The following is a 19,597-nucleotide window of genomic DNA, read 5'->3' as shown; positions in this document are numbered from 1 at the left end:
GGAGGGGATGAGATGGGGGCTAATTTTCATACAGCCTATGCGGACGGAACGACAATTTTTGCGGCGTCATCAATGGAAGCGCCGCTTTCGGACTTGGACCGGGCAATTTCTTATATGAAAAACGTAATTGTCCACTCTGACGTGGTTATCAATTATTCTTCGGCCAGCGGGCAGCTCACCTGGAGCGGCACCCTGCGGATTTTGTTTGTCCGCGCTGATGGCCAGCTGATTCAAAATACCGTGGCTGCAGGCGGCATCACACTCAGTGACAACAAAATGGCGTATGTGGACCTGTCGGAAACAAACGATGCGACGGTTACTGTGTATGCGGCATCCTTGACGACGGCTGCGGCCAGTACAACGAAAGCCTATAACCGGCTGGTGCTGGGGTATCGCAATGCGGCCAGCGATGCCTTTTATCCTGTGGGTTTGAGACTGCCAGTCAATCCTTCCATTGTCGGCTTTTTTGGCTCGGCTCCGGTAACGAAAACGACGGTCACTTTAGGAAACACGGACGATGAAATCGCCGGCCTGCCTATCAGCGCGGCTTATTCGCAGGCGGAAATGCAGGCGCTGCGGGATAAATGCGAGAAACTGGCCGATGACGTGCGGGCGCTAAAAGCGGCGCTGAGCAGCTATGGCTTGGTATAAAGAGGGGGATGAGAAATGATTGAATATACACAAATCGAGCTGCGCATCATGGCTTTGTTTTCAGCCATAGGCGCAGTTTTTTCCTTTCTTGTCGGCGGGGTCGATAAGCTGATTACGGCGCTTTTGTTTTTTGTTGTGATTGACTATGTGACCGGGCTGATTGCTGCATGGAAGACAGCAGCGCTCGACAGTAAAAAGGGCTTTGAAGGGATAAAGCGCAAGGTTGTTATGCTGGTGATCGTCATCATGGCTCACTGGATTGATGAGGGACTTTTTGGCATCAGCACCTGCCGGTCCATGGTGATCTTTGCGTATCTCGGCAATGAAGGCTTGAGTATCGTTGAAAACTTGGACCGCATGGGGTATGGCAAGTATATTCCCGCTTTTATTCGGGAGAAGCTGGCGCAGCTGAGGGAAGAAAAGGAGTCTTTCAGGAATAACAGGTAGGTGGTCGCTTGTTTAATGGGTTTTTCATTTCGTACGGCTGACAGCTTAGTTTTATCTGCATATTGACGTTGTCATTTGCATAAAACAACGATAAAATTATGCAGACAATAAGGCTCTATTCATATAACGAATTTGTTTATTCTCGAAGGTGTAAAATGCGGTATAATAACTATTAACGTATGTTCTGGTTAATGGGAGGGATTATTGATGGAGAACTGTTGCTGTTCATCCTCTTGCTGTGGCGCAGCTTTGGTATGTCCGGTTTGCAACAATTTAGGGCAGTCTGTACCCTTTGAAACAGTCAAAAGTATGGTTCGTGGCAATACTCCGGCAGAGGGTGAATTTGGCGTTTGTTTAACAGCCGATTGTGACGTGGTGTATTTTAGTTCCAATGCTATATTTCATCAGGCGGATGTTGCGGTTCCAATTGCCTGGAAGAAGGGAGCTAGTCCCAAGTACGTATGCTATTGCAACCAGGTTACCGAGGAAGAAATTGTTCGTGCCGTAGTGGAAAACAAAGCAAAAACAGTTGGTGATGTTGCCAAGGCAACAGGAGCTATGAAAAACGGAAAATGTCTAATCAATAATCCTAAAGGAACTTGTTGCCACAAGGATATTGAAAACGTAATTCAGCAGGCATTAGAGAGTAGATGAGTCTCGCACTGGTTTTGCAATGAAAAATGTAAAAATAACGAGGTAGTTTAATCCGTTGGGAACTTCAATGTGAGGTTCCTTTTTTTGTTGCTTATTTTGAACATTAGAAGTCAAAAACCCATGACCCAAAGCCGAAATTGAGGAGAGAGATGTTTGGAGATGAGAATCGTAATCGATCCTGGACATGCGGGCCGAAATATTGATCCTGGCGCAGTGCATGCGGTAACAGGTCTGCAAGAGGCGGATGTTGCGCTAGTGATTTCGCGATTGGTAGAAAAATATCTACTTGCGGTAGGGTATGAGGTAAAATTGACCCGGACCGAATGGGAACAAGCGGAAACGGATGATTTAAGCTATCGGACAGCGCTGGCGAATGACTGGGACGCCGATATTTTTATTTCACTTCACTGTAACAGCGCGTCAAACACGAGCGCAAAAGGCTATGAGGTCTGGACCTCACCGGGGGATACACAAGGGGACAGGCTGGCAACATGCATATTTAACCAAATCGCTGCGGAGTTTCCCGACCGGGCAGGGAGAACGGATTACTCTGACGGTGATCCCGATAAGGAATCGCGCTTCTATGTACTTATTCATACCGATGCTCCCGCCTGCCTAGTGGAAATGGCGTTCATTTCTAACGATGAGGAAGCGGCTTTATTGGCGGACGCCGCCTGGCGGGACCGGTATGCGAGAGCGATCGCGAGGGGAGTGACTGATTACACAGCGACGCTGGGGGGATGAGGTATGATCCAGGGATTTCAATCTTGGGGAGCAGCCTTTAAGCAAAACAAGCGGCTCCTCATGCTTACTGTTTCCTTCCTATTAATAAGCGCAATGCTTTTCTGGTTTTGGCAGCGTACCCAGCAGGCAGAGGAAAAATACCGGCAGGCGGTGGTACTGCAGCAGGAACAGCTAGAGCAGGCTCAGAAGCTTGGCAAAGCGCTTCATATCTCACAGATGAACGCTAAAAAGCTGCAGGCGGCTTATGAGGAACTCAAAGCTAAGCCGCCTGTTGCCAGTTTTACCGTAAGCGCACCATCGCTGAAGGTTGCGGCTAATGAGGTGGCGGAGAGGATCAATAAGCAGGATGCTACCTTGCCGCCTGCCGCGATGGAAAAGACCGACCGGACGGCGGTGGTCAAAAACGATACGGACTATAAAGTGGACGTACTGAAGATTAATCTGGACAAAGTTTGGGAGCTTTCCGCAGGGGTAGGCAGTCACCGTGGTGATGCCTATATACCACTTGGGGTACAGCGAAACTATGCTCCGAATAAGGCCGTGGCGGCGGAAGTGCATCTGGTGCCGGAGGAACTGGCGAGGGGAAAAATAAAGACCTACGGCTGGGAGGTCAAGCATGTGTGGCGGTTTTAAGGATGAGGAGCAGTATTGATGATAATCCGCTTTTAAGAAAAAGGGATTTTGCGCGCGGAAAGGTTAGCCGTACCCGTGTGGATTTTAAAAACATTTGGAAACACCGTAAATCTGACTTGCTATCCGGCGCAGCCAGAGTTACTATGTCAGACTACAAGGGGGCTGGCATATGGGAAAACGAATTTTAAAAATATATCAGTCAGCGGCTTATTCAAAACCGGGCGTTCCCTGCATTATGCTGCAGGGACTTTGGCTGCACAGCTTAGGCTTTGAAAAAGGAACCAGGATTATAGTCGAGGAAGGACAGGGAGAATTGGTTATCCGCCTATTGAAAGAAACCGAAAGTGAATATGACGGTAAGGAATAGCAGTTGTGGCGGCAATGAATTTTTCATCTATTAACTTGACTTATACGCCACCCAGAGTGATCTTCCATGAAAGTATTTGCACAGTCACGAATGAAACTGGTGCAGAATTTAAAAATATGATTGCAGAATAGAGTCGCTATACATCTAAGCTTTTTTAGCTTGCGAGTGATCTTGACTGGGCTTGCTTTGGAGCACAGTTACATGTTGCCCTATGCGTAGTTCGCTAAGGAATAGCACGAGTATTATATTTTCAAATTTCCCTAAGCAAGCCATTCTGCACATTTTATTTTAAGGGATTGATGGAATGCGAGATTTATTGGAGGTTTGCTGCGGATTAGATGTACATAAAGAGGTTGTGGTAGCCTGTCTGCTCAAAGGTGTATTGGGCCAGGAGCCAACTTCGGAGATTAGAGAATTTTCCACATTACTAAGCGGTTTGGACAAGCTAAAGTCATGGTTAATTGAGAACAACTGCCGTGAGGTAGCAATGGAAAGTACAGGCGTTTACTGGTTTCCGATTTATAATGTTTTAGAAGCTGTGTTTGAGGAGGAAGGTGGCATTAATATAACGGTCACCAATCCACGTCACATGAAGAACGTGCCGGGCAAAAAAACGGATGTTAATGATGCCAAATGGATTGCCGGTTTGCTTCGGGCTGGATTGTTGAATGCAAGCTACATACCGCCAAGACAGGTGCGAGAGTTACGTGATTGGACGCGTTATCGAAAGACCATTGTGCAAGAGATGACTGGTCACAAAAATCGGGTGGAGAAATATTTACAACAGTGCGGGTTTAAGCTGTCCACGTTCTTGACCGACATTTTTGGGCAGTCTGGTATTTCTTTAATTCATAAACTTTGCGATGTTGGGTATATCTCGCCCGATGATGTTCTGTCTCATTTGCGTGGTACGGCAAGAAAAAAGCTTGACGATATTAAGCAAGCTGTAAATGGCCGTCTAAATGAACACGAGCGGAGCTTTTTGTCCATGCTGGTACGTAATTTTGAACAATGCCTTCGGGAGATTGAAGATATTGAAAAGAAAATAATGGAGTGTGCTGGAAAATTTGAGGAAGCCATACGATTAGTGGAAACAGTTCCCGGCATACAACGTTTAACAGCAATTACTATCATTTCTGAGATTGGAACAGACCTAAACATGTTCCCAACCGCGGCGCATCTATGCTCTTGGGCGGGTATGTGTCCGGGTAACAACGAGAGTGCAGGGAAGAAAAAGTCCACCAGGCTATCAAAGGGTAATTTACAACTCAAAAATATACTCTGCCAATGCTCATGGGCAGCAACAAGAAATAAAAAGACTTATTTGAGGGACTGGTACTGGAAATTAAGCCGACGAAGGGGAATGAAGAAAGCTATTATTGCACTTGGACGTAAGCTCCTAACAATTATTTATCATATGCTTACTACTGGCGAATTATATGACGAAACTCGCTACGGACAGGCAAAGAATCGACACGAGGAAATCCGAAGAAACAAACTTATTGCTGAAGCCCAAAGACTAGGACTGAAGCTACTTCCAGCATAAAGTAACCCCTAATTGATAACTTAGTATCCTGATTTAGGCTGGTTTTTTTCACTTTGAATACCGGTCTGTTTGTCTTGACTTCCTTTTAATAGTACGGTGTAATGCATACACGGCACGATAGAAGGGTTTCGTATTATGTATAGTACTGTAAATTGATAGAAAGGGGCAAGCCGTCATGAAAGTCCGAATCATTGAACCAATAAAGACACTTGCACTCAAACGCAAACGGGTTTGTGCTTATGCCAGAGTATCTTCTGCCAGCGAAGCTCAAGGTGAGTCACTGGAAAACCAAACCACCTATTACCGCAATCTAATAGAAGCCAATCCGGAATATGAATATGCAGGCGTTTTTGCCGACTATGGCACCACCGGCACCAAAGATGAGCGGCCGGAGTTTCAGAAAATGCTGGCTTTGGCCAGGGCAGGGGAAATAGACTTGATCCTGACGAAATCCATCTCGCGTTTTGCCCGCAATACAACGCTTGTGCTGGAGGTGGTCAGAGAATTAAAGGAACTGGGCGTAGAAGTCATCTTTGAAAAAGACAATATTTCGAGCTTTACTGGGGACGGTGAGTTAATGCTTACCGTCCTCGCTGCTTTTGCCCAGGAAGAGAGCAAAAACGCCAGTGAAAACTTAAAATGGCGGTACCGGCGAAAATTTGAGCAAGGGGAACTCGCCATCAATGCCACAAGGTTTTTGGGCTATGACAAAAACAAATACGGCGAATTGGTGATCAACCCTACCCAGGCTAAAGTGGTCGAGCGGATTTTTGCTGACTATATTAGCGGCAAGGGAAGCTTTGTCATTGCCAAAGAACTGAACGCCGAAGGAGTTAAGACCATTGCCGGCGGCAGATGGCATTCCAGCACGGTCTTAGGCATTCTCAAGAATGAAAAATACAAAGGAGACGCCAAGCTACAAAAGACCTACAGTAAGGATCACTTAAGCAAAAAGAAGTGCATCAATCATGGTGATGTCGACAGTTTTTATATTGCGAATAACCATCCGCCCATCGTAAGCAAAAAAATCTGGGATGAAGTGCAAAGGCAGATCGCTTTGCGCGCTAAGGCCAAAGGCAATATAAGGGAAACAAAAAATAAGTATCAAAACCGCTACCCGCTAACGGGGATGCTGCTGTGCAGTAAGTGCGGAGCGCCTTTGCGCCGGCGGATTTGGAACAGCAAATATGCCTGCAAAAAGGTTGTATGGCAATGCAGCAACTACATTAAGAACGGCAAAAACGCCTGCCCGGGTACAACGATTGACGAGGTGACAGTCGGCAGGCTGAACATACAAAGCCAAACCATAGTCGAGGATGTTCTTGAACATGGCCAAAAATATTATCGTTATACCAGCAAAGGCGAACCGGACAAGCCTGGCGGAAAACCTGCAGCCCCGGAAAAAACGCGTAGCCGCGTATTGCCGGGTATCGACCGATCAGGAAGAGCAATTATCAAGCTACGAAGCCCAGGTTAATTACTATATCACATACATTGAAAGGCATCCGGACTATGAGTTGGCAGGCATTTATGCCGATGAAGGCATCAGCGGCACTACCACCAAAAAGCGCGAGCAGTTTAACCGGATGATCGAGGACTGCAAAGCCGGGAAAATCGATATGATCATAACCAAATCTATCTCGCGGTTTGCCAGAAACACTCTCGACTGCGTGCGCCCGTAAGGGTTTGTAAGTATCGCCCCAAAGGGGTTTCGGACTGGAGAAATGTCCGAATGGTTGCCCGGCTTACCCGGAGTGGAAACGCATAAGGGGAACACAGCACGCCGGGAAAAGCGTATACCCTGAATAAATTGGCTGACAGGGGGATACGCGAAACCAAGTGTAATATGGCTAAGGCTGAATTGCTTGAACCCAGTTTCTTGTCCATAAAGGCGTTGGGTATACGAAAGCCAGTTGAAACGTATACGAGAAGCCATGTAGGAATTTAGACAGTCGATTCCTACAATCTCCTGGCATTCTCAGGCGCATCAGCGATGCGTTAAAGAAACGAACGGGAGCCTAAGTTACACTAATGTACTTGCAAATCTAAACGGGGATAGCCTAAGTTGGATAACTCCAATATGGCTACGGAGCTTCCGTAGTAGTCTGAGACAGATAATGACTGTTACATGGCGAAGGGAAGCAGGTCGTTTGGTTGATAATTTACGGAGGTATGCGAAATGCAAAAAGCCGAGGTAGTATTATCAATACTAAGGAGCAAGTCGACCGAAAACGAAAACTTTGTTTTCGACAGACTGTACAGAAATCTGTTCAATCAGGATATCTTCCTGCGTGCTTACAACGAAATTTACGCCAAAGAAGGCAATATGACACCGGGAACAGACGGAAAAACAATCGACGGATTCGGATATCAGATGATCGATGAAGTCATAGAGAAACTCAAGAATGAAACCTATTACCCAAACCCGGTAAGGCGAACCTATATCCCAAAAAAGGACGGCAGAATGCGCCCGCTAGGGATTCCTTCCTTCCAAGACAAATTGGTACAGGAGGTACTGAAGCAAATCCTTGAAGCCATATACGAACCGCTATTTATGGATTCCTCGCATGGCTTCAGGGAAAATAAAAGCTGCCACACCGCCTTATACCAAATAAAAGAGAAGTGTAAAGGAGCAAACTGGTTCATAGAAGGGGATATAAAAGGCTTCTTTGATAATATGAATCAGAATATACTCCTGGAGCTTCTGAAAAAGAAAATCCAGGACGGAAGGCTTATCGAGCTTATCAAAAGGTTTCTGGAAGCGGGGTATCTTGAGTTTCAGCAGGTACATGAATCCTTATCGGGAGCACCCCAAGGCGGTATCATCAGCCCGATATTATCCAACATATACCTGAATGAACTGGACAGGTTTATGCATAGACTTCAAATGGAGCATAACTTAAAACCTGAAAAAGCCAAAAATCCAGAGTATCACAGGATAAGAACGCTGAGAGACTACCATAAAAAGAAAGGGAACTTCGAAAGGGCGACAGAACTGGCAAAACAACTGAGAACGTTGCCGGTAATGAATCCCTTCGATAAGGATTTCAGAAGAGTAATATATGTTAGATACTGCGATGACTTCATAGTAGGTATCCATGGAAGTAAAAGTTTTGCAGAGGAAATCAGAGACAAAATCAAAGAGTTCCTTTCTGAAAATTTGAAGCTTGAACTCAACATGGACAAGACACTGACAACACATACCGTCAAGGAAAGAGCCAAGTTCCTGGGTTATGAAATTAACAAGGCAATTAACCACGATAAAATGGTTGTAAACTCAAAAGGGCATAAAGCCAGAGCAGTCAACGGAAAAATTCAACTGCTCGTACCCGGAGACGTAATAAGCAAGAAAGTGGTGCCGTTTAAACAGTACGGTAAACCCATGCACCGAAATGACAGGGTGAACCTTAGTGTTAAAGACATAATTAACAAATATAACGAGGAAATCCGGGGACTTTACAACTATTATTGCCTTGCAACAGACGTAAGCACGAAGCTGGCAAAATTCAAGTTCTACCATTATTACAGCATGGTCAAAACCATAGCCAAGAAGGAAAAAACATCGGTTCGTGCGGTAGTAGCAAAATACGGAATCGATGTACCACGAAAAGAAGGGAATGGAACGGTCCGGCTAATCGGGGTAAGGTACAATACTAAAGGAAAAGAAAAGGTATTAACCTACTTCAATGAATCTCTACGAAGAGTACACAAGCCAAAAACAAAGGTGAATGAAGTTGTATCAGGAAAGTGGCACGAAATTGTAAACAGGCTAAACGCTAAAACCTGTGAACTTTGCGGGCATAAAAGCGACAGAAGCAAAGACTTCATTGTTCACCACGTAAGAAAGCTGAAAGATGTACTCGAAAGGTATAAAAAGCCGGGATACATTCCTCCAATGTGGGTTTTGGTTATGGAAGGAATCAGAAGCAAAACACTGGTAGTATGTGAAGAATGCCATAGAGAAATCCATAAAACAGAAACGAACCCTTAGAAACGACTGGCGAGCCGGATACATCGAAAGGTGTAAGTCCGGTTCTGAGGGAGGGCTGTATAGACCTGCCAAAAGCAAGGCGATACAGTTCTACCCTACCTAAACTTTGTAAGGCTGCTCAAGGATTTAGGCATCGGAGTGATTTTCGAAAAAGAAAATATCAATACCCTTGACAGCAAAGGCGAAGTCTTGCTTTCGATTCTCAGCTCGCTCGCGCAAGACGAGTCGCGCTCAATCTCGGAAAGTTCGACATGGGGCATCAGAAGGCGTTTTGAACAAGGCAAGCTGCATATCAACCACACCAAATTTTTAGGCTATGACAAAGATGGAGACGGCAATCTCGTTATCAATGAAAAACAGGCGAAAATCGTCAGACGGATATATAAGGAGTTCCTCGACGGTAAAGGGGCCAACCGAATTGCCAAAGACCTCGAACGGGACGGCGTGCCGAACTGGCACGGCAAGGCGAAGTGGTATGAAGGCAGCATCCGAAAAATGCTTACCAATGAAAAGTATAAAGGCGATGCGTTACTGCAAAAGACCTACACCGTTGATTTCTTGAGTAAAAAGCGGGCAGACAACACTGGCCAGGTGCCGCAGTATTATGTGGAAGACAGCCATCCGGCGATTATAGATAAAGAGATGTGGGAAGCGGTACAGCTGGAAATGGAGCGTAGGCGGGATTTCGCGCTAGAGTATGGCATTCAGAAGCTTGAGTATGCGACAACCGGCAACCCCTTTGCCGGCAGAGTCATCTGCGGCTCTTGCGGCCGGATTTTCGGCAGGAAGGTATGGAACTCTACCGATGAAAGGCTTAGAAGGATTATCTGGCGATGTAATGGCAAATATCCGGCGAAGGGTCAAAAAGGTTGCGAAAGCAAGCATATTGACGATGGGGTTTTGTATCAGGCTTTTGTTAATGTATTTAATACGCTGGTGGAAAACAAGGGTTACTTTCTTGACAAGTGGCAAGGACTGTTGGAAAGCGATAATGCGCTGGTGCGGTATAAGGCCAAGCAGTTTATTAGGATATTCAAGGAAGCGAATAGGATTAATGAATTTGACGAAAGTCTATACTTTGCTTTGGTAGAAAAGGTAACGGTGTATAACGGCAAAAGGCTGATTGTGAGTTTGCTGGATGGCACTGAATTGGAATGTGAAATTTGACAAAAGACCGGTTGAGGTGACGAAGTTGTCACTTTGGCCGGTCTTTTTTGGTAGTGGTGATATTAATTGGAAGAAAATCAAAGGATTGTTAAATTTCTAAAAAAAATAACATGTAAAACTTTGAAATTTATAACTCAAGAGGAATTCAGCGGTACGATATCAAATTGTAATAGCAAATGTAACACTTTGTAAAATTAACGGTACAAAGAGGAAATTAACAAATTTGGGCTAGTTCCTTCAAACATTGTTGAGAAATGTTGTAGCCGAGTATTTCGCAAGGCAGATGATTATACCAATTATGAATACGCTGAATACTATGGTCATCCAAAGTTGCTATGCTGGTTCCCTTGGGGATAAATTAGCGGATGAGATAATTGTGGTGTTCATTCGCGCCCTATTCATAGGAACATAGGGATAAGCAAAATAGGTGTTGGTGTCATATAGCTCTTAAAAATGTATTTAGTTTGTAAGTTTGCTTTGTCTGTCTTATTTTCCGAGATAATTATAAAAGACGCATTTTATTGAGAGGATGGTAAAACTATAATGCTTAAATTTGAAAGTATTTTTCATGAAAATCGTAATTATTACATTAGTAAAATTTATGATGGGATTGAACGTCCAAAGGAATTTAAGGAATATGGAAAAATACATTTGAAATTGATAAAAGAAATGATTGAATTATTCAAATCAGAACTTGAAAAGCGTAAACCGTTACGAACTTTTTCCATAATTGAATTTACATATAATGAACTGCAATACCCAATTAATAAACTTGAAGCTTATTTTAATGGAAACAAAACAATCAATAAAAAAACTGCATTGATTTTTACTTCATTTATTGGATGCCAAATTGAAAAACTAAAATCAATGGCAAAAAAAATTGACGACAACGGTATTTGCTAAAGTAAAATAGCCAATTTAACATAGAAAAAGATTGATTTTGTTTATAACACAAATGTGTTGCAACATGTTTATTTTGAATACAACTCAAAGTGAAGGGAGTATTAATATATCTATCAATGAGCAAATTTGATAACAGATTGGGAGTGTATCATTCACTGTGTAAATGGAATAAACATCCAAGATTTTGGGGACACTAATATTGCTTTTACTCATGCGCAGGATAGGGCGACGCAGAGGTGCGACCCGAGCGGCATATGAGGTTTAGCGAGGTGGCGATGCTCATGTGAGAGTGTCGCTTTTCCTTATCTTTGCCTCGGAAAACCCAAAGCGATAAACCTCGGGGTTCGGGGCAGAGCCCCGATAGGGTTTATGAGACCTTCCGCGATTGCAGTCTGTCCTCGAAGAAGATCATCAACTGCCCTATTATAATTCCCCAATCGCGAATCGGCATACTCCACTTTTTGGAAATTTCTTGTATCGACAGGAACACCGATTTTTTGACCGCGTCGTCGGTGGGATAAACCGTCTTTGTCTTGGTATATTTGCGCAGCATCCGATGAAAACCTTCCACTGCGTTGGTGGTGTAAATCAGTGTCCGGACCTCCTGCGGGTACTTGAAATAGGTGGGCAGCTCCGTCCAGTTCGCCTCCCAGGACTTTACAATCTGTGGGTATTTCTTGCCCCATTTCTCACGAAATTCCTCCAGACGATACTCCGCGTCGTCTTGTGTCGGCGCTGCATAGACTAATTTCAAATCCGCCATAACCGGCTTGATATCCTTGTAGGGTACATACTTTGTGGAGTTGCGGATTTGATGAATCACGCACAGTTGCTGCTCGGTTTTGGGGAACACCGTCTCAATGGCGGTGGAAAAGCCGGAAAGGTTGTCACGGCAGGCAATCAAAATATCTTCCACACCCCGATTTTTCAACTCGTTGCAGATCGTCGTCCAAAAACTGGCGCTCTCGTTTTCCGACAGCCACATGCCGAGGATTTCCTTGCGGCCGTCCAGATTGATACCTAAAACCGAGTATAGGCATTTGTTTACAACCCGGCTGTCCTTGCGGACTTTGAATACAATTCCGTCTAGAAACACAATGGGATACACCGGGTCAAGCGGGCGGCTCTGCCATTCCATAACGGCTGGCATAATCTTGTCCGTGATGCGGCTGATTAGGCTCGCGGAGGCTTCTACGCCGTAGATGTCGCGCAGATGATCTTCAATGTCGCGATTGGACATGCCTTTAGCGTACATCGCCAGAATCCTGGCTTCAATATCGTCGGTGCGTGTCTGCCGTTTTTCGATAATTCGCGGCTCAAAGGTGCCGTTTCGGTCGCGGGGGACGCTGATTTCACTTTCGCCCCACTCGCTTTTTATTGTTTTTTTGCCGTAACCGTTACGGCTGTTGCCGCTGTTATTGCCTAAAACACTGTTCTTCTCATAGCCGAGGTGTTCATCCATTTCAGCTTCTAGCATCTTTTCCAGCGCACCGGCAAACAGATTCTTGAGCTTCGCCGTTAGTTCGGCGGGAGTGGTGCACTCCTCACTGAGCAGTGCTACAAGCTGTATTTCTTTTTCGTTTAACTGTGTCATGGGTCCATCTCCTTTTATTCTTTATATTGGAGATTATTCCCATTTACACGGTTTAAAATACAGCCTCAACAGATTTTTACAGTTCAAACATTAGACTTATCCCTATGCAATTTTAAGTTTCGCAAAAATTTCTGTAAGTGGCACATTGTTTTTAGCAGCGTTGTAAATCATAGCAACTTTGTCACGTTGACTTGCAGTTCGTACTTCTTTCAGCCTACGTCCTAAAGGGCAGTAGTTTCCCGTACCGATCACGCAGTAGAGATAAGTTAGAGCAATTAACGCCACAATCCTGTCGATAGCTTGTGCTGAACGCACCTGGTATGTATTTAGGCCAAAGTTGCCTTTGCTCTGGCGAAAAAAGATTTCAATCGGCCACCGCTCACTGTAATATTCGAGCAAGGTTTGTGTTGCTAACTCTGTATCGGTAGATAAAAAGGCATGCAGGCACCCTTGCTTTTGAAAGGCTTTTTTCGGCCAACACAGTACGACAACAGCATTATCAATTCCATTGAGCGCACCTTCATATCGATATACCCAATACTCTTTACGGCCCACGGTAACGAGGTGGACATCTGTTTTTTCAATGTATTTGGCAAATTCTTTGATTTGAATGCCAACTCCTTTGGGATAAATAACACGGTTGGTTTTCAGGCCACCAATCAAATGAAAGCCTTTCTTTAAGTGGGCCTCTATTACGCTTTTGCAGGTAAACCAAGAATCGCACAAACCGTAAGCAGTGCCAGTAGCCATGGGCAAAGATTCAACAATACGGCACACCTTATCAATTTTGCTTTCGCAATCGCGTTCATAGCGTTCCATAAAGTAAGGCACAAGCTTTCCGTTACAAGACAGCATAGTGGTTAAAATCTGATGTCCCCATACTTTTCGACGATCCAGATGCGATTAATGGAACTGGGCTTTTTCAATTGGAGACTTGGCCTGTAACGAAGGTTTTGTCTTTTCAGCAATCGTATCATCGTGGATAACAAAGAGTGGGAGACCGTGTTTTCGAGCTTCTTGATATACTAGCTGTACCGACTGTTTGCGGATGGAACGCCATACATATGCTTCATCCCATGCGCCTTGGCTTAAAAATTTTCCATACGTTGTGCGGTGACACACTGCATGACTAAGCGATACCAGATCAATTACCTTGCCGCGATAGCCAAACTGTATAGCTCCTATAATAAATTCCTCAATATGGCGTAAGGCCGGCTTGGAGAAATAGAATGCGAATGAAAGACTGATGTTAGTGTAAAATTATTGTAGGAATTTTTGATGACAAAAGAGAAGAAGACAACACCGTCCGCCCAAGGACGAGTAACCAAAAATTGATTACTCAGAGGTGTTGTCTTCTATGGAAATTATTCGTGTTCTCATGCCAATATTCCTTTCTATCGTCGAAATGGTTTTAAATAGTTTATCAGGAAAAATGGGTTTTGAGGAATTTCAGCGGAAATTAGCTGATAAACTTCATGAAGTAGGCCGTGAAATCACCAAGCAGGTTTTAGAGGAACTGGATCAACAGATAAAAAACGATAAAAGGAAACGATCTGGGTGGCAGGTTTGCCGGACTGGAGACAGTAAGGAAATCGTCACCTGCTTTGGCGCCGTAAGCTACAAAAGGACATACTACCGCCATAAAGAAACGGGGGAATATGCCTACCTGGTTGACAAGCAAGTGGGCTATACAAACCATATGCGGGTAGATAATAACGTGAAAGCAAAGCTTGTGGCAGGCGCGGGAGAACTGGCTTACCGAAAAAGCGCGCAGAAGGTAGCGCAAGAATGCGGAGGCGTAACCGTAAGCGGTCAAACGGTTTTGCGCGCGGTGCGTGAATTTGAACAACCCATAAACCCAAAACCAGACGAGCGCAAACGCGTGAAAACCCTGTATATTGAAGCCGATGAAGACCACGTAGCCAGTCAACACGGGCGTGCTATGGAAGTGCGGTTAGTATATATTCATGAAGGTTGGCAGCAAGAAGAAAAGCGTCGTAGTTTGATTAACCCAATCTACCTAAGCAGCGTAGATGAAGATGCCGATACGTTCTGGGAACGGGTGTGGGAAACCGTAGATGCGCGTTATGACATCGATCAAATAGAAACAGTGAACATCCTGGGAGACGGAGCAGCGTGGATCAAAAGTGCAGTCCAAGTATTTCCGAAAGCGAAATTTATTTTGGACCGGTTTCATTTGATGAAATATATTCGCCGGGCAGTAGGTGGCAATCACGAGCAAGGCAAGGCCTTGAGGGGAGCGCTCAGGTTTGGGAACCGTGAAAAGGCACAAGAAATCATAAAGGAACTGTTAGCTGCTGCGGCCACAGAGAGTCGGAAACAGGCCATATTAGAGGCGTGGAGATATATCCAAAACAATTGGGATGGAATTACCGAACTATACCGAAAGAAAGAAGTAAAGTGCAGTGCGGAAGGACATGTCAGCCATGTATTGTCGGCGCGACTAAGCAGCCGGCCCATGGGCTGGAGCCGTGAGGGTGCCAAGCATATGGCCAATATACGCGTATGCCAGGCAAATGGGCAAGAAGTAGCCGAGGAATACCTAAACCAACAACGCATACGTTCGCAAGCATTGCCGGTCTTGACGATTGCCGAAGAGACCATAGAAAAACAGAGGAATAGCCTAAAAGCAGCTCGTGAGGTATTGGACAATATTCCGGTATTAAAAGGGCCAAAAAGCTTTTTGTATGAGGCGCTGCAGGGACTCTCTCTGGCTCTTGCATAAAAATTATGTTAACTCGTCAAAGGACGATGTCTTTTTCAAAAAAATTCCTACAGTGTCTTGACACGATCATTGATATTGGGGAAACTTCAAAGTATGACGACCTAAAAAATAGAATTAAACGGGCATATATTCAAGCAGAAAAAACAGAATTTAAAGAAACAAGAGTAGCTGTCAATATTCTGGAAGACAGGGTGAATGCACACTTAGAGATATATAGAAAAGAGAGTGACTTGCGGAAAATTTTAGGTATGCTTTGTATTGATCCGAATTTAAACCTTGATGCTACTAAAACGAAAAAGTTAGCCGAAGACACTCTTAAACAAAGTGTGCTTCGAGCACGAATTCCGGCATCGGGAGTATCAGGAGGTAGAAAAATTACACAATCTACAACCTATGAAGATAAATTAGAGGCCGAATTTAGGAGTCACTATATCATGAGTTTGTCGCTTGGTGTTAATCTCTTCTTAATACCCATTTTTGAATTATTGAAAGAGAAAGGACTTACTACAGAAACTATTATAGAAATCTATAAAAAATGGGATTTCTACAATCCCAATCGTGAGGAACTATTGAAAACAGGCTTTCAGCGTATTCTAGATGGTGATTATGTAAGTGCTTTACATGTCCTAGTACCACAGTTTGAAGCTTGCTTAAGAGAGATGTTCTTTGACGCAGATGTCGCCACTACCGTGGTTAGACCGGGGGTAATACAGCATGAGCAAGTCATGACTGAATTCCTATTACGAAAAGAGATTAGAGAGGCATTGGGAGAAGACTTCCACGCTTATATCAGCACAGTGATGATTTCACAGGATGGTTGGAATTTACGGAATGATATAGCACATGGATTGGCAATGCGCGATGTTTTCGATATTAGCCGTGCATTAGTAGTTTTTCACTTATTTATCCGGCTTTTTAATTATGGATTAGAAAAACCAAGTGAGAAACATACTCAAGAAGAAAAGGTTGATTAAAGGGGAAAGGCGCGTTGCAATAAATTCGCCAAGTTTTACTTTTGTAGGCACAAGAACTGGTTCTTATGTTGAGTTACTAACTAACGATTTGAGATAGATTTACATATACAACGCCCCGTAGGCACCCAATAAATAAAGCTGGTAGCAAGCGTGAAATGCCTATCGAACCTGCAATGGGCGGGGGGTTACCCCCAGGATGCTAGGGGGTCGAACCTTCACGCAAAACTCCTATTCCGCGGTAAGCGTAAAAGTATCCCCACATAGCGTATATGCTTCAATCCTGGGATAATGATCTCAGGAGGGATAAGCTGTATGGAAAATACAATAACAAGCAAGCGTAAGGCCTACTGTGCTGTCGAAAAAGCAGCGCTGATAGCAGCATATAAAGCCAGTGGCCTAAGCAAAAAAGAATGGTGCCAGGAAAATGCTATTGGCCTGAGCACATTGCAGAGATGGCTGCAGCACGAAAAAAGCAGGACCAGCCGCAACCGGTACAAAACTGGATTCCTGTCATCCAGGCTGCGCCAGAACGATCAGCCAGCCTCGAAATACAAATCGGCAAATGCAAAATTGCCGTAGATACTAAAACAGATAAAAAACTCTTGGCAACGGTGCTTGGCGTACTGGTGGAAGTATGCTGAAACTATCGGAACATACACCAGTCTTTTTAGCCTGCGGGGACACCGATATGCGTAAATCCATTAATGGCTTAAGCGCATTGGTGCAGCATAGTTTTAAGTTGGATCCGTTTCAAAAAGCACTGTTCGTCTTTTGCAACAAACAACGCAATCGAATTAAGATTTTAACTTGGGAAGACAACGGCTTTTGGCTGCATTTAAAGCGCTTGGAACGAGGCCGTTTCAAATGGCCGACACTTGACGACGCCACCATGGCGCTTACCACAGAAGAACTGTGGAACCTGATTCAAAGCCCGGGCATCGAACAAAAACTGCGTCGCACGCAAGTTTTAAAAAGCCGCTAAAGTATTGATTTTACTGGCTTTTTGCCTCATTTTCCGGTATAATAGAAGATAAGAAAATGGTATCGGAAATGAGGATTTTTTCTTGCAAACACAGGCACAGCTTGAAGAAGAAAATGCGGAATTAAAGAAACGCGTTCAGGAATTGGAAGCGCTCAACAAGTGGTATATGGAGCAGTTGAAGCTGCTTCGCCAAAAAAGTTTGGCGCTTCTTCGGAAAAAAGTAAACGCGATGACCAGGAACAGTTAAACCTCTTCAATGAGGCGGAAGCTGAGCGCCAACCGATTGCTGTGGAGCCGGACGTGGAAACCATCAGTTATCAGCGCAAAAAGGGTAAACGCGGAGAAAACATAAAGGACTTGCCGGTAGAAGTGATTGAATATACTCTGCCAGAAGGTGAACAGACCTGCCCTGCTTGCGGTGAAGAGCTGCATGTTATGAGCAAGGAAGTACGTAAGGAATTGACGATTGTTCCGGCAAAGGTCAAGGTTATCGAGCACGTAAACTATGTATACGGTTGCCGAAATTGCGAGAAAAACAATATAGAGACGCCGATCATCACGGCTAACGCGCCGAAAGCGTTGCTGCCTAAGAGCATGGTATCCGCCGAGCTTATGGCCTATATCATGAGCCAAAAATTCGTCAATGCTATGCCGCTGTATCGGCAGGAGCAGGAATTTAAGCGGCTTGGCGTAACGCTTTCCCGCCAAAACCTGTCCAACTGGGTTATTAAAGGTGTCGCACTTTTGGAGCCTTTGTTAGCAGCCCTAAAAAAAGAGTTGCTTTCAAGGGATTTGTTGCACGCCGATGAAACTACTCTGGAAGTGTTGTGTGAACCCGGCAGACCGGCACAGACAGATTCCTATATGTGGTTATATCGAACGTCCGGGGATACGGATCATCCGGTTGTGCTCTATGACTACCAGGAAGGGCGCAGCGGGCAATTTGCCAAGGCGTACCTTGCAGGGTTTTCCGGCTATCTTCAGACCGATGGTTGGCATGGCTATCACAAGGTAGAAGAAGCCGGTGTAACCTTGTGCGGCTGTTGGGCACATGTTCGGAGAAAATTCAATGAAGCCTTGGTCGGCCCTGCGGCTAAACAGCCGGATAGTAAAGAAGCGATAGGTCTTGCCTATTGCAATAAGCTTTTCGACGTTGAAAAAAGGCCGAGCACATGACGCCGGAAGAACGGCATGAACTAAGGCAAAAAGAAGCTAAACCAATTATCGAAGAGTTTTATAAATGGATAGAAGCTTGTTGGGCTGATACCTTGCCGCAAAGTCTACTGGGCAAGGCGCTTACCTATGCCCAAAATCAGAAAAAGTATCTGACAGCCTATTTGGCCGATGGCCGCATCGAAATATCGAATAATCGTGCGGAGCGATCTATCAAGCCTTTTGTGATTGGACGAAAAAACGTAAGCGTAAAAGTATCCCCACATAGCGTATATGCTTCAATCCTGGGATAATGATCTCAGGAGGGATAAGCTGTATGGAAAATACAATAACAAGCAAGCGTAAGGCCTACTGTGCTGTCGAAAAAGCAGCGCTGATAGCAGCATATAAAGCCAGTGGCCTAAGCAAAAAAGAATGGTGCCAGGAAAATGCTATTGGCCTGAGCACATTGCAGAGATGGCTGCAGCACGAAAAAAAGCAGGACCAGCCGCAACCGGTACAAAACTGGATTCCTGTCATCCAGGCTGCGCCAGAACGATCAGCCAGCCTCGAAATACAAATCGGCAAATGCAAAATTGCCGTAGATACTAAAACAGATAAAAAACTCTTGGCAACGGTGCTTGGCGTACTGGTGGAAGTATGCTGAAACTATCGGAACATACACCAGTCTTTTTAGCCTGCGGGGACACCGATATGCGTAAATCCATTAATGGCTTAAGCGCATTGGTGCAGCATAGTTTTAAGTTGGATCCGTTTCAAAAAGCACTGTTCGTCTTTTGCAACAAACAACGCAATCGAATAAAGATTTTAACTTGGGAAGACAACGGCTTTTGGCTGCATTTAAAGCGCTTGGAACGAGGCCGTTTCAAATGGCCGACACTTGACGACGCCACCATGGCGCTTACCACAGAAGAACTGTGGAACCTGATTCAAAGCCCGGGCATCGAACAAAAACTGCGTCGCACGCAAGTTTTAAAAAGCCGCTAAAGTATTGATTTTACTGGCTTTTTGCCTCATTTTCCGGT

22 protein-coding genes and 1 pseudogene are annotated in these 19,597 nt (G+C 44.7%); 21 read left to right on the top strand and 2 right to left on the bottom strand.

Features of this window, described 5'->3' with window-relative positions:
* Positions 1–12: 12 nt before the first annotated feature.
* The 13 genes and pseudogenes from SCACP_RS13040 (at position 13) to SCACP_RS12980 (ending at position 11,103) form a co-directional block, all read left to right on the top strand.
* The gene (locus SCACP_RS13040; protein ID WP_425057972.1) at positions 13–651 is read left to right on the top strand and encodes a hypothetical protein; all 639 of its coding nucleotides are present in this window, start codon (positions 13–15) and stop codon (positions 649–651) included.
* Between the two features lie 15 nt (positions 652–666).
* Positions 667–1,098, top strand: coding sequence for a phage holin family protein (locus SCACP_RS13035; protein ID WP_425057971.1), 432 nt, complete (start codon positions 667–669; stop codon positions 1,096–1,098).
* 207 nt (positions 1,099–1,305) lie between these two features.
* The gene (locus tag SCACP_RS13030; protein ID WP_425057970.1) at positions 1,306–1,752 is read left to right on the top strand and encodes a (2Fe-2S)-binding protein; all 447 of its coding nucleotides are present in this window, start codon (positions 1,306–1,308) and stop codon (positions 1,750–1,752) included.
* Positions 1,753–1,911: 159 nt separating this feature from the next.
* Positions 1,912–2,496, top strand: coding sequence for an N-acetylmuramoyl-L-alanine amidase family protein (locus tag SCACP_RS13025; RefSeq protein ID WP_425061400.1), 585 nt, complete (start codon positions 1,912–1,914; stop codon positions 2,494–2,496).
* Between the two features lie 3 nt (positions 2,497–2,499).
* Positions 2,500–3,129, top strand: a complete 630-nt coding sequence (locus SCACP_RS13020; RefSeq protein ID WP_425057968.1) for a hypothetical protein — start codon at positions 2,500–2,502, stop codon at positions 3,127–3,129.
* A gap of 169 nt (positions 3,130–3,298) precedes the next feature.
* The gene (locus SCACP_RS13015; protein WP_054260557.1) at positions 3,299–3,496 is read left to right on the top strand and encodes a SymE family type I addiction module toxin; all 198 of its coding nucleotides are present in this window, start codon (positions 3,299–3,301) and stop codon (positions 3,494–3,496) included.
* Positions 3,497–3,800: 304 nt separating this feature from the next.
* Positions 3,801–5,042 (top strand): IS110 family transposase, encoded by a 1,242-nt coding sequence (locus SCACP_RS13010; protein WP_425057927.1) that lies wholly within the window; start codon positions 3,801–3,803, stop codon positions 5,040–5,042.
* A gap of 175 nt (positions 5,043–5,217) precedes the next feature.
* Entirely contained in the window at positions 5,218–6,519 is a 1,302-nt protein-coding gene (locus SCACP_RS13005) for a recombinase family protein (RefSeq protein ID WP_425057967.1), read from the top strand.
* Positions 6,419–6,724, top strand: coding sequence for a recombinase family protein (locus SCACP_RS13000; RefSeq protein WP_425061399.1), 306 nt, complete (start codon positions 6,419–6,421; stop codon positions 6,722–6,724). The genes SCACP_RS13005 and SCACP_RS13000 overlap by 101 nt, the downstream gene beginning before the upstream one ends.
* 497 nt (positions 6,725–7,221) lie before the next feature.
* On the top strand, positions 7,222–9,033 hold the full coding sequence (locus tag SCACP_RS12995; RefSeq protein WP_425057966.1) for a reverse transcriptase domain-containing protein: 1,812 nt from the start codon (positions 7,222–7,224) through the stop codon (positions 9,031–9,033).
* A 105-nt stretch (positions 9,034–9,138) separates the two neighbouring features.
* Positions 9,139–9,699: pseudogene (locus tag SCACP_RS12990) on the top strand (recombinase family protein); the annotation flags it as partial.
* Positions 9,676–10,200 carry a zinc ribbon domain-containing protein gene (locus SCACP_RS12985; protein ID WP_425061398.1) on the top strand — a complete coding sequence of 175 codons (525 nt, stop codon included), beginning with the start codon at positions 9,676–9,678 and terminating at the stop codon, positions 10,198–10,200. The pseudogene SCACP_RS12990 and the gene SCACP_RS12985, both read left to right, overlap by 24 nt.
* 543 nt (positions 10,201–10,743) lie before the next feature.
* A complete protein-coding gene (locus SCACP_RS12980) occupies positions 10,744–11,103 on the top strand; it encodes a hypothetical protein (RefSeq protein ID WP_425057965.1) in 360 nt (119 codons plus the stop codon).
* A 367-nt stretch (positions 11,104–11,470) separates the two neighbouring features.
* Here the strand turns inward: SCACP_RS12980 and SCACP_RS12975 are convergent, their stop codons facing one another.
* The gene (locus SCACP_RS12975; RefSeq protein ID WP_425057964.1) at positions 11,471–12,697 is read right to left on the bottom strand and encodes an IS256 family transposase; all 1,227 of its coding nucleotides are present in this window, start codon (positions 12,695–12,697) and stop codon (positions 11,471–11,473) included.
* Positions 12,698–12,799: 102 nt separating this feature from the next.
* Complete coding sequence (locus SCACP_RS12970) at positions 12,800–13,516, bottom strand: transposase (protein ID WP_425057963.1); 717 nt, start codon at positions 13,514–13,516, stop codon at positions 12,800–12,802.
* A gap of 538 nt (positions 13,517–14,054) precedes the next feature.
* On the opposite strand from SCACP_RS12970, the gene SCACP_RS12965 reads away from it, so the two are divergent.
* The 8 genes from SCACP_RS12965 to tnpB (SCACP_RS12930) all read left to right on the top strand — a co-directional run bounded on the left by SCACP_RS12965 (position 14,055) and on the right by tnpB (SCACP_RS12930) (position 19,559).
* Positions 14,055–15,443, top strand: a complete 1,389-nt coding sequence (locus tag SCACP_RS12965; protein ID WP_425057888.1) for an ISLre2 family transposase — start codon at positions 14,055–14,057, stop codon at positions 15,441–15,443.
* A gap of 5 nt (positions 15,444–15,448) precedes the next feature.
* A complete protein-coding gene (locus SCACP_RS12960; protein WP_425057962.1) occupies positions 15,449–16,417 on the top strand; it encodes a DUF4209 domain-containing protein in 969 nt (322 codons plus the stop codon).
* Positions 16,418–16,705: 288 nt separating this feature from the next.
* A complete protein-coding gene (gene tnpA, locus SCACP_RS12955; RefSeq protein WP_425057961.1) occupies positions 16,706–16,996 on the top strand; it encodes an IS66 family insertion sequence element accessory protein TnpA in 291 nt (96 codons plus the stop codon).
* Between the two features lie 55 nt (positions 16,997–17,051).
* Entirely contained in the window at positions 17,052–17,399 is a 348-nt protein-coding gene (gene tnpB, locus SCACP_RS12950) for an IS66 family insertion sequence element accessory protein TnpB (RefSeq protein WP_425057810.1), read from the top strand.
* A 159-nt stretch (positions 17,400–17,558) separates the two neighbouring features.
* Complete coding sequence (tnpC, locus tag SCACP_RS12945; RefSeq protein ID WP_425057960.1) at positions 17,559–18,575, top strand: IS66 family transposase; 1,017 nt, start codon at positions 17,559–17,561, stop codon at positions 18,573–18,575.
* Complete coding sequence (locus SCACP_RS12940) at positions 18,572–18,865, top strand: IS66 family transposase (protein ID WP_425057959.1); 294 nt, start codon at positions 18,572–18,574, stop codon at positions 18,863–18,865. The genes tnpC and SCACP_RS12940 overlap by 4 nt, the downstream gene beginning before the upstream one ends.
* A gap of 23 nt (positions 18,866–18,888) precedes the next feature.
* The gene (gene tnpA, locus SCACP_RS12935; RefSeq protein WP_425057958.1) at positions 18,889–19,218 is read left to right on the top strand and encodes an IS66 family insertion sequence element accessory protein TnpA; all 330 of its coding nucleotides are present in this window, start codon (positions 18,889–18,891) and stop codon (positions 19,216–19,218) included.
* Complete coding sequence (tnpB, locus tag SCACP_RS12930) at positions 19,212–19,559, top strand: IS66 family insertion sequence element accessory protein TnpB (RefSeq protein WP_425057810.1); 348 nt, start codon at positions 19,212–19,214, stop codon at positions 19,557–19,559. The genes tnpA (SCACP_RS12935) and tnpB (SCACP_RS12930) overlap by 7 nt, the downstream gene beginning before the upstream one ends.
* The last annotated feature ends 38 nt before the right edge of the window (positions 19,560–19,597 follow it).

This window comes from Sporomusaceae bacterium ACPt (assembly GCA_041428575.1).
Classification (GTDB): Bacteria; Bacillota; Negativicutes; order Sporomusales; family Sporomusaceae; genus Sporomusa_D; species Sporomusa_D carbonis.
The sequence above is the reverse complement of the archived record's forward strand: the minus strand, read 5'-3'. Positions and strand labels throughout refer to the sequence as shown.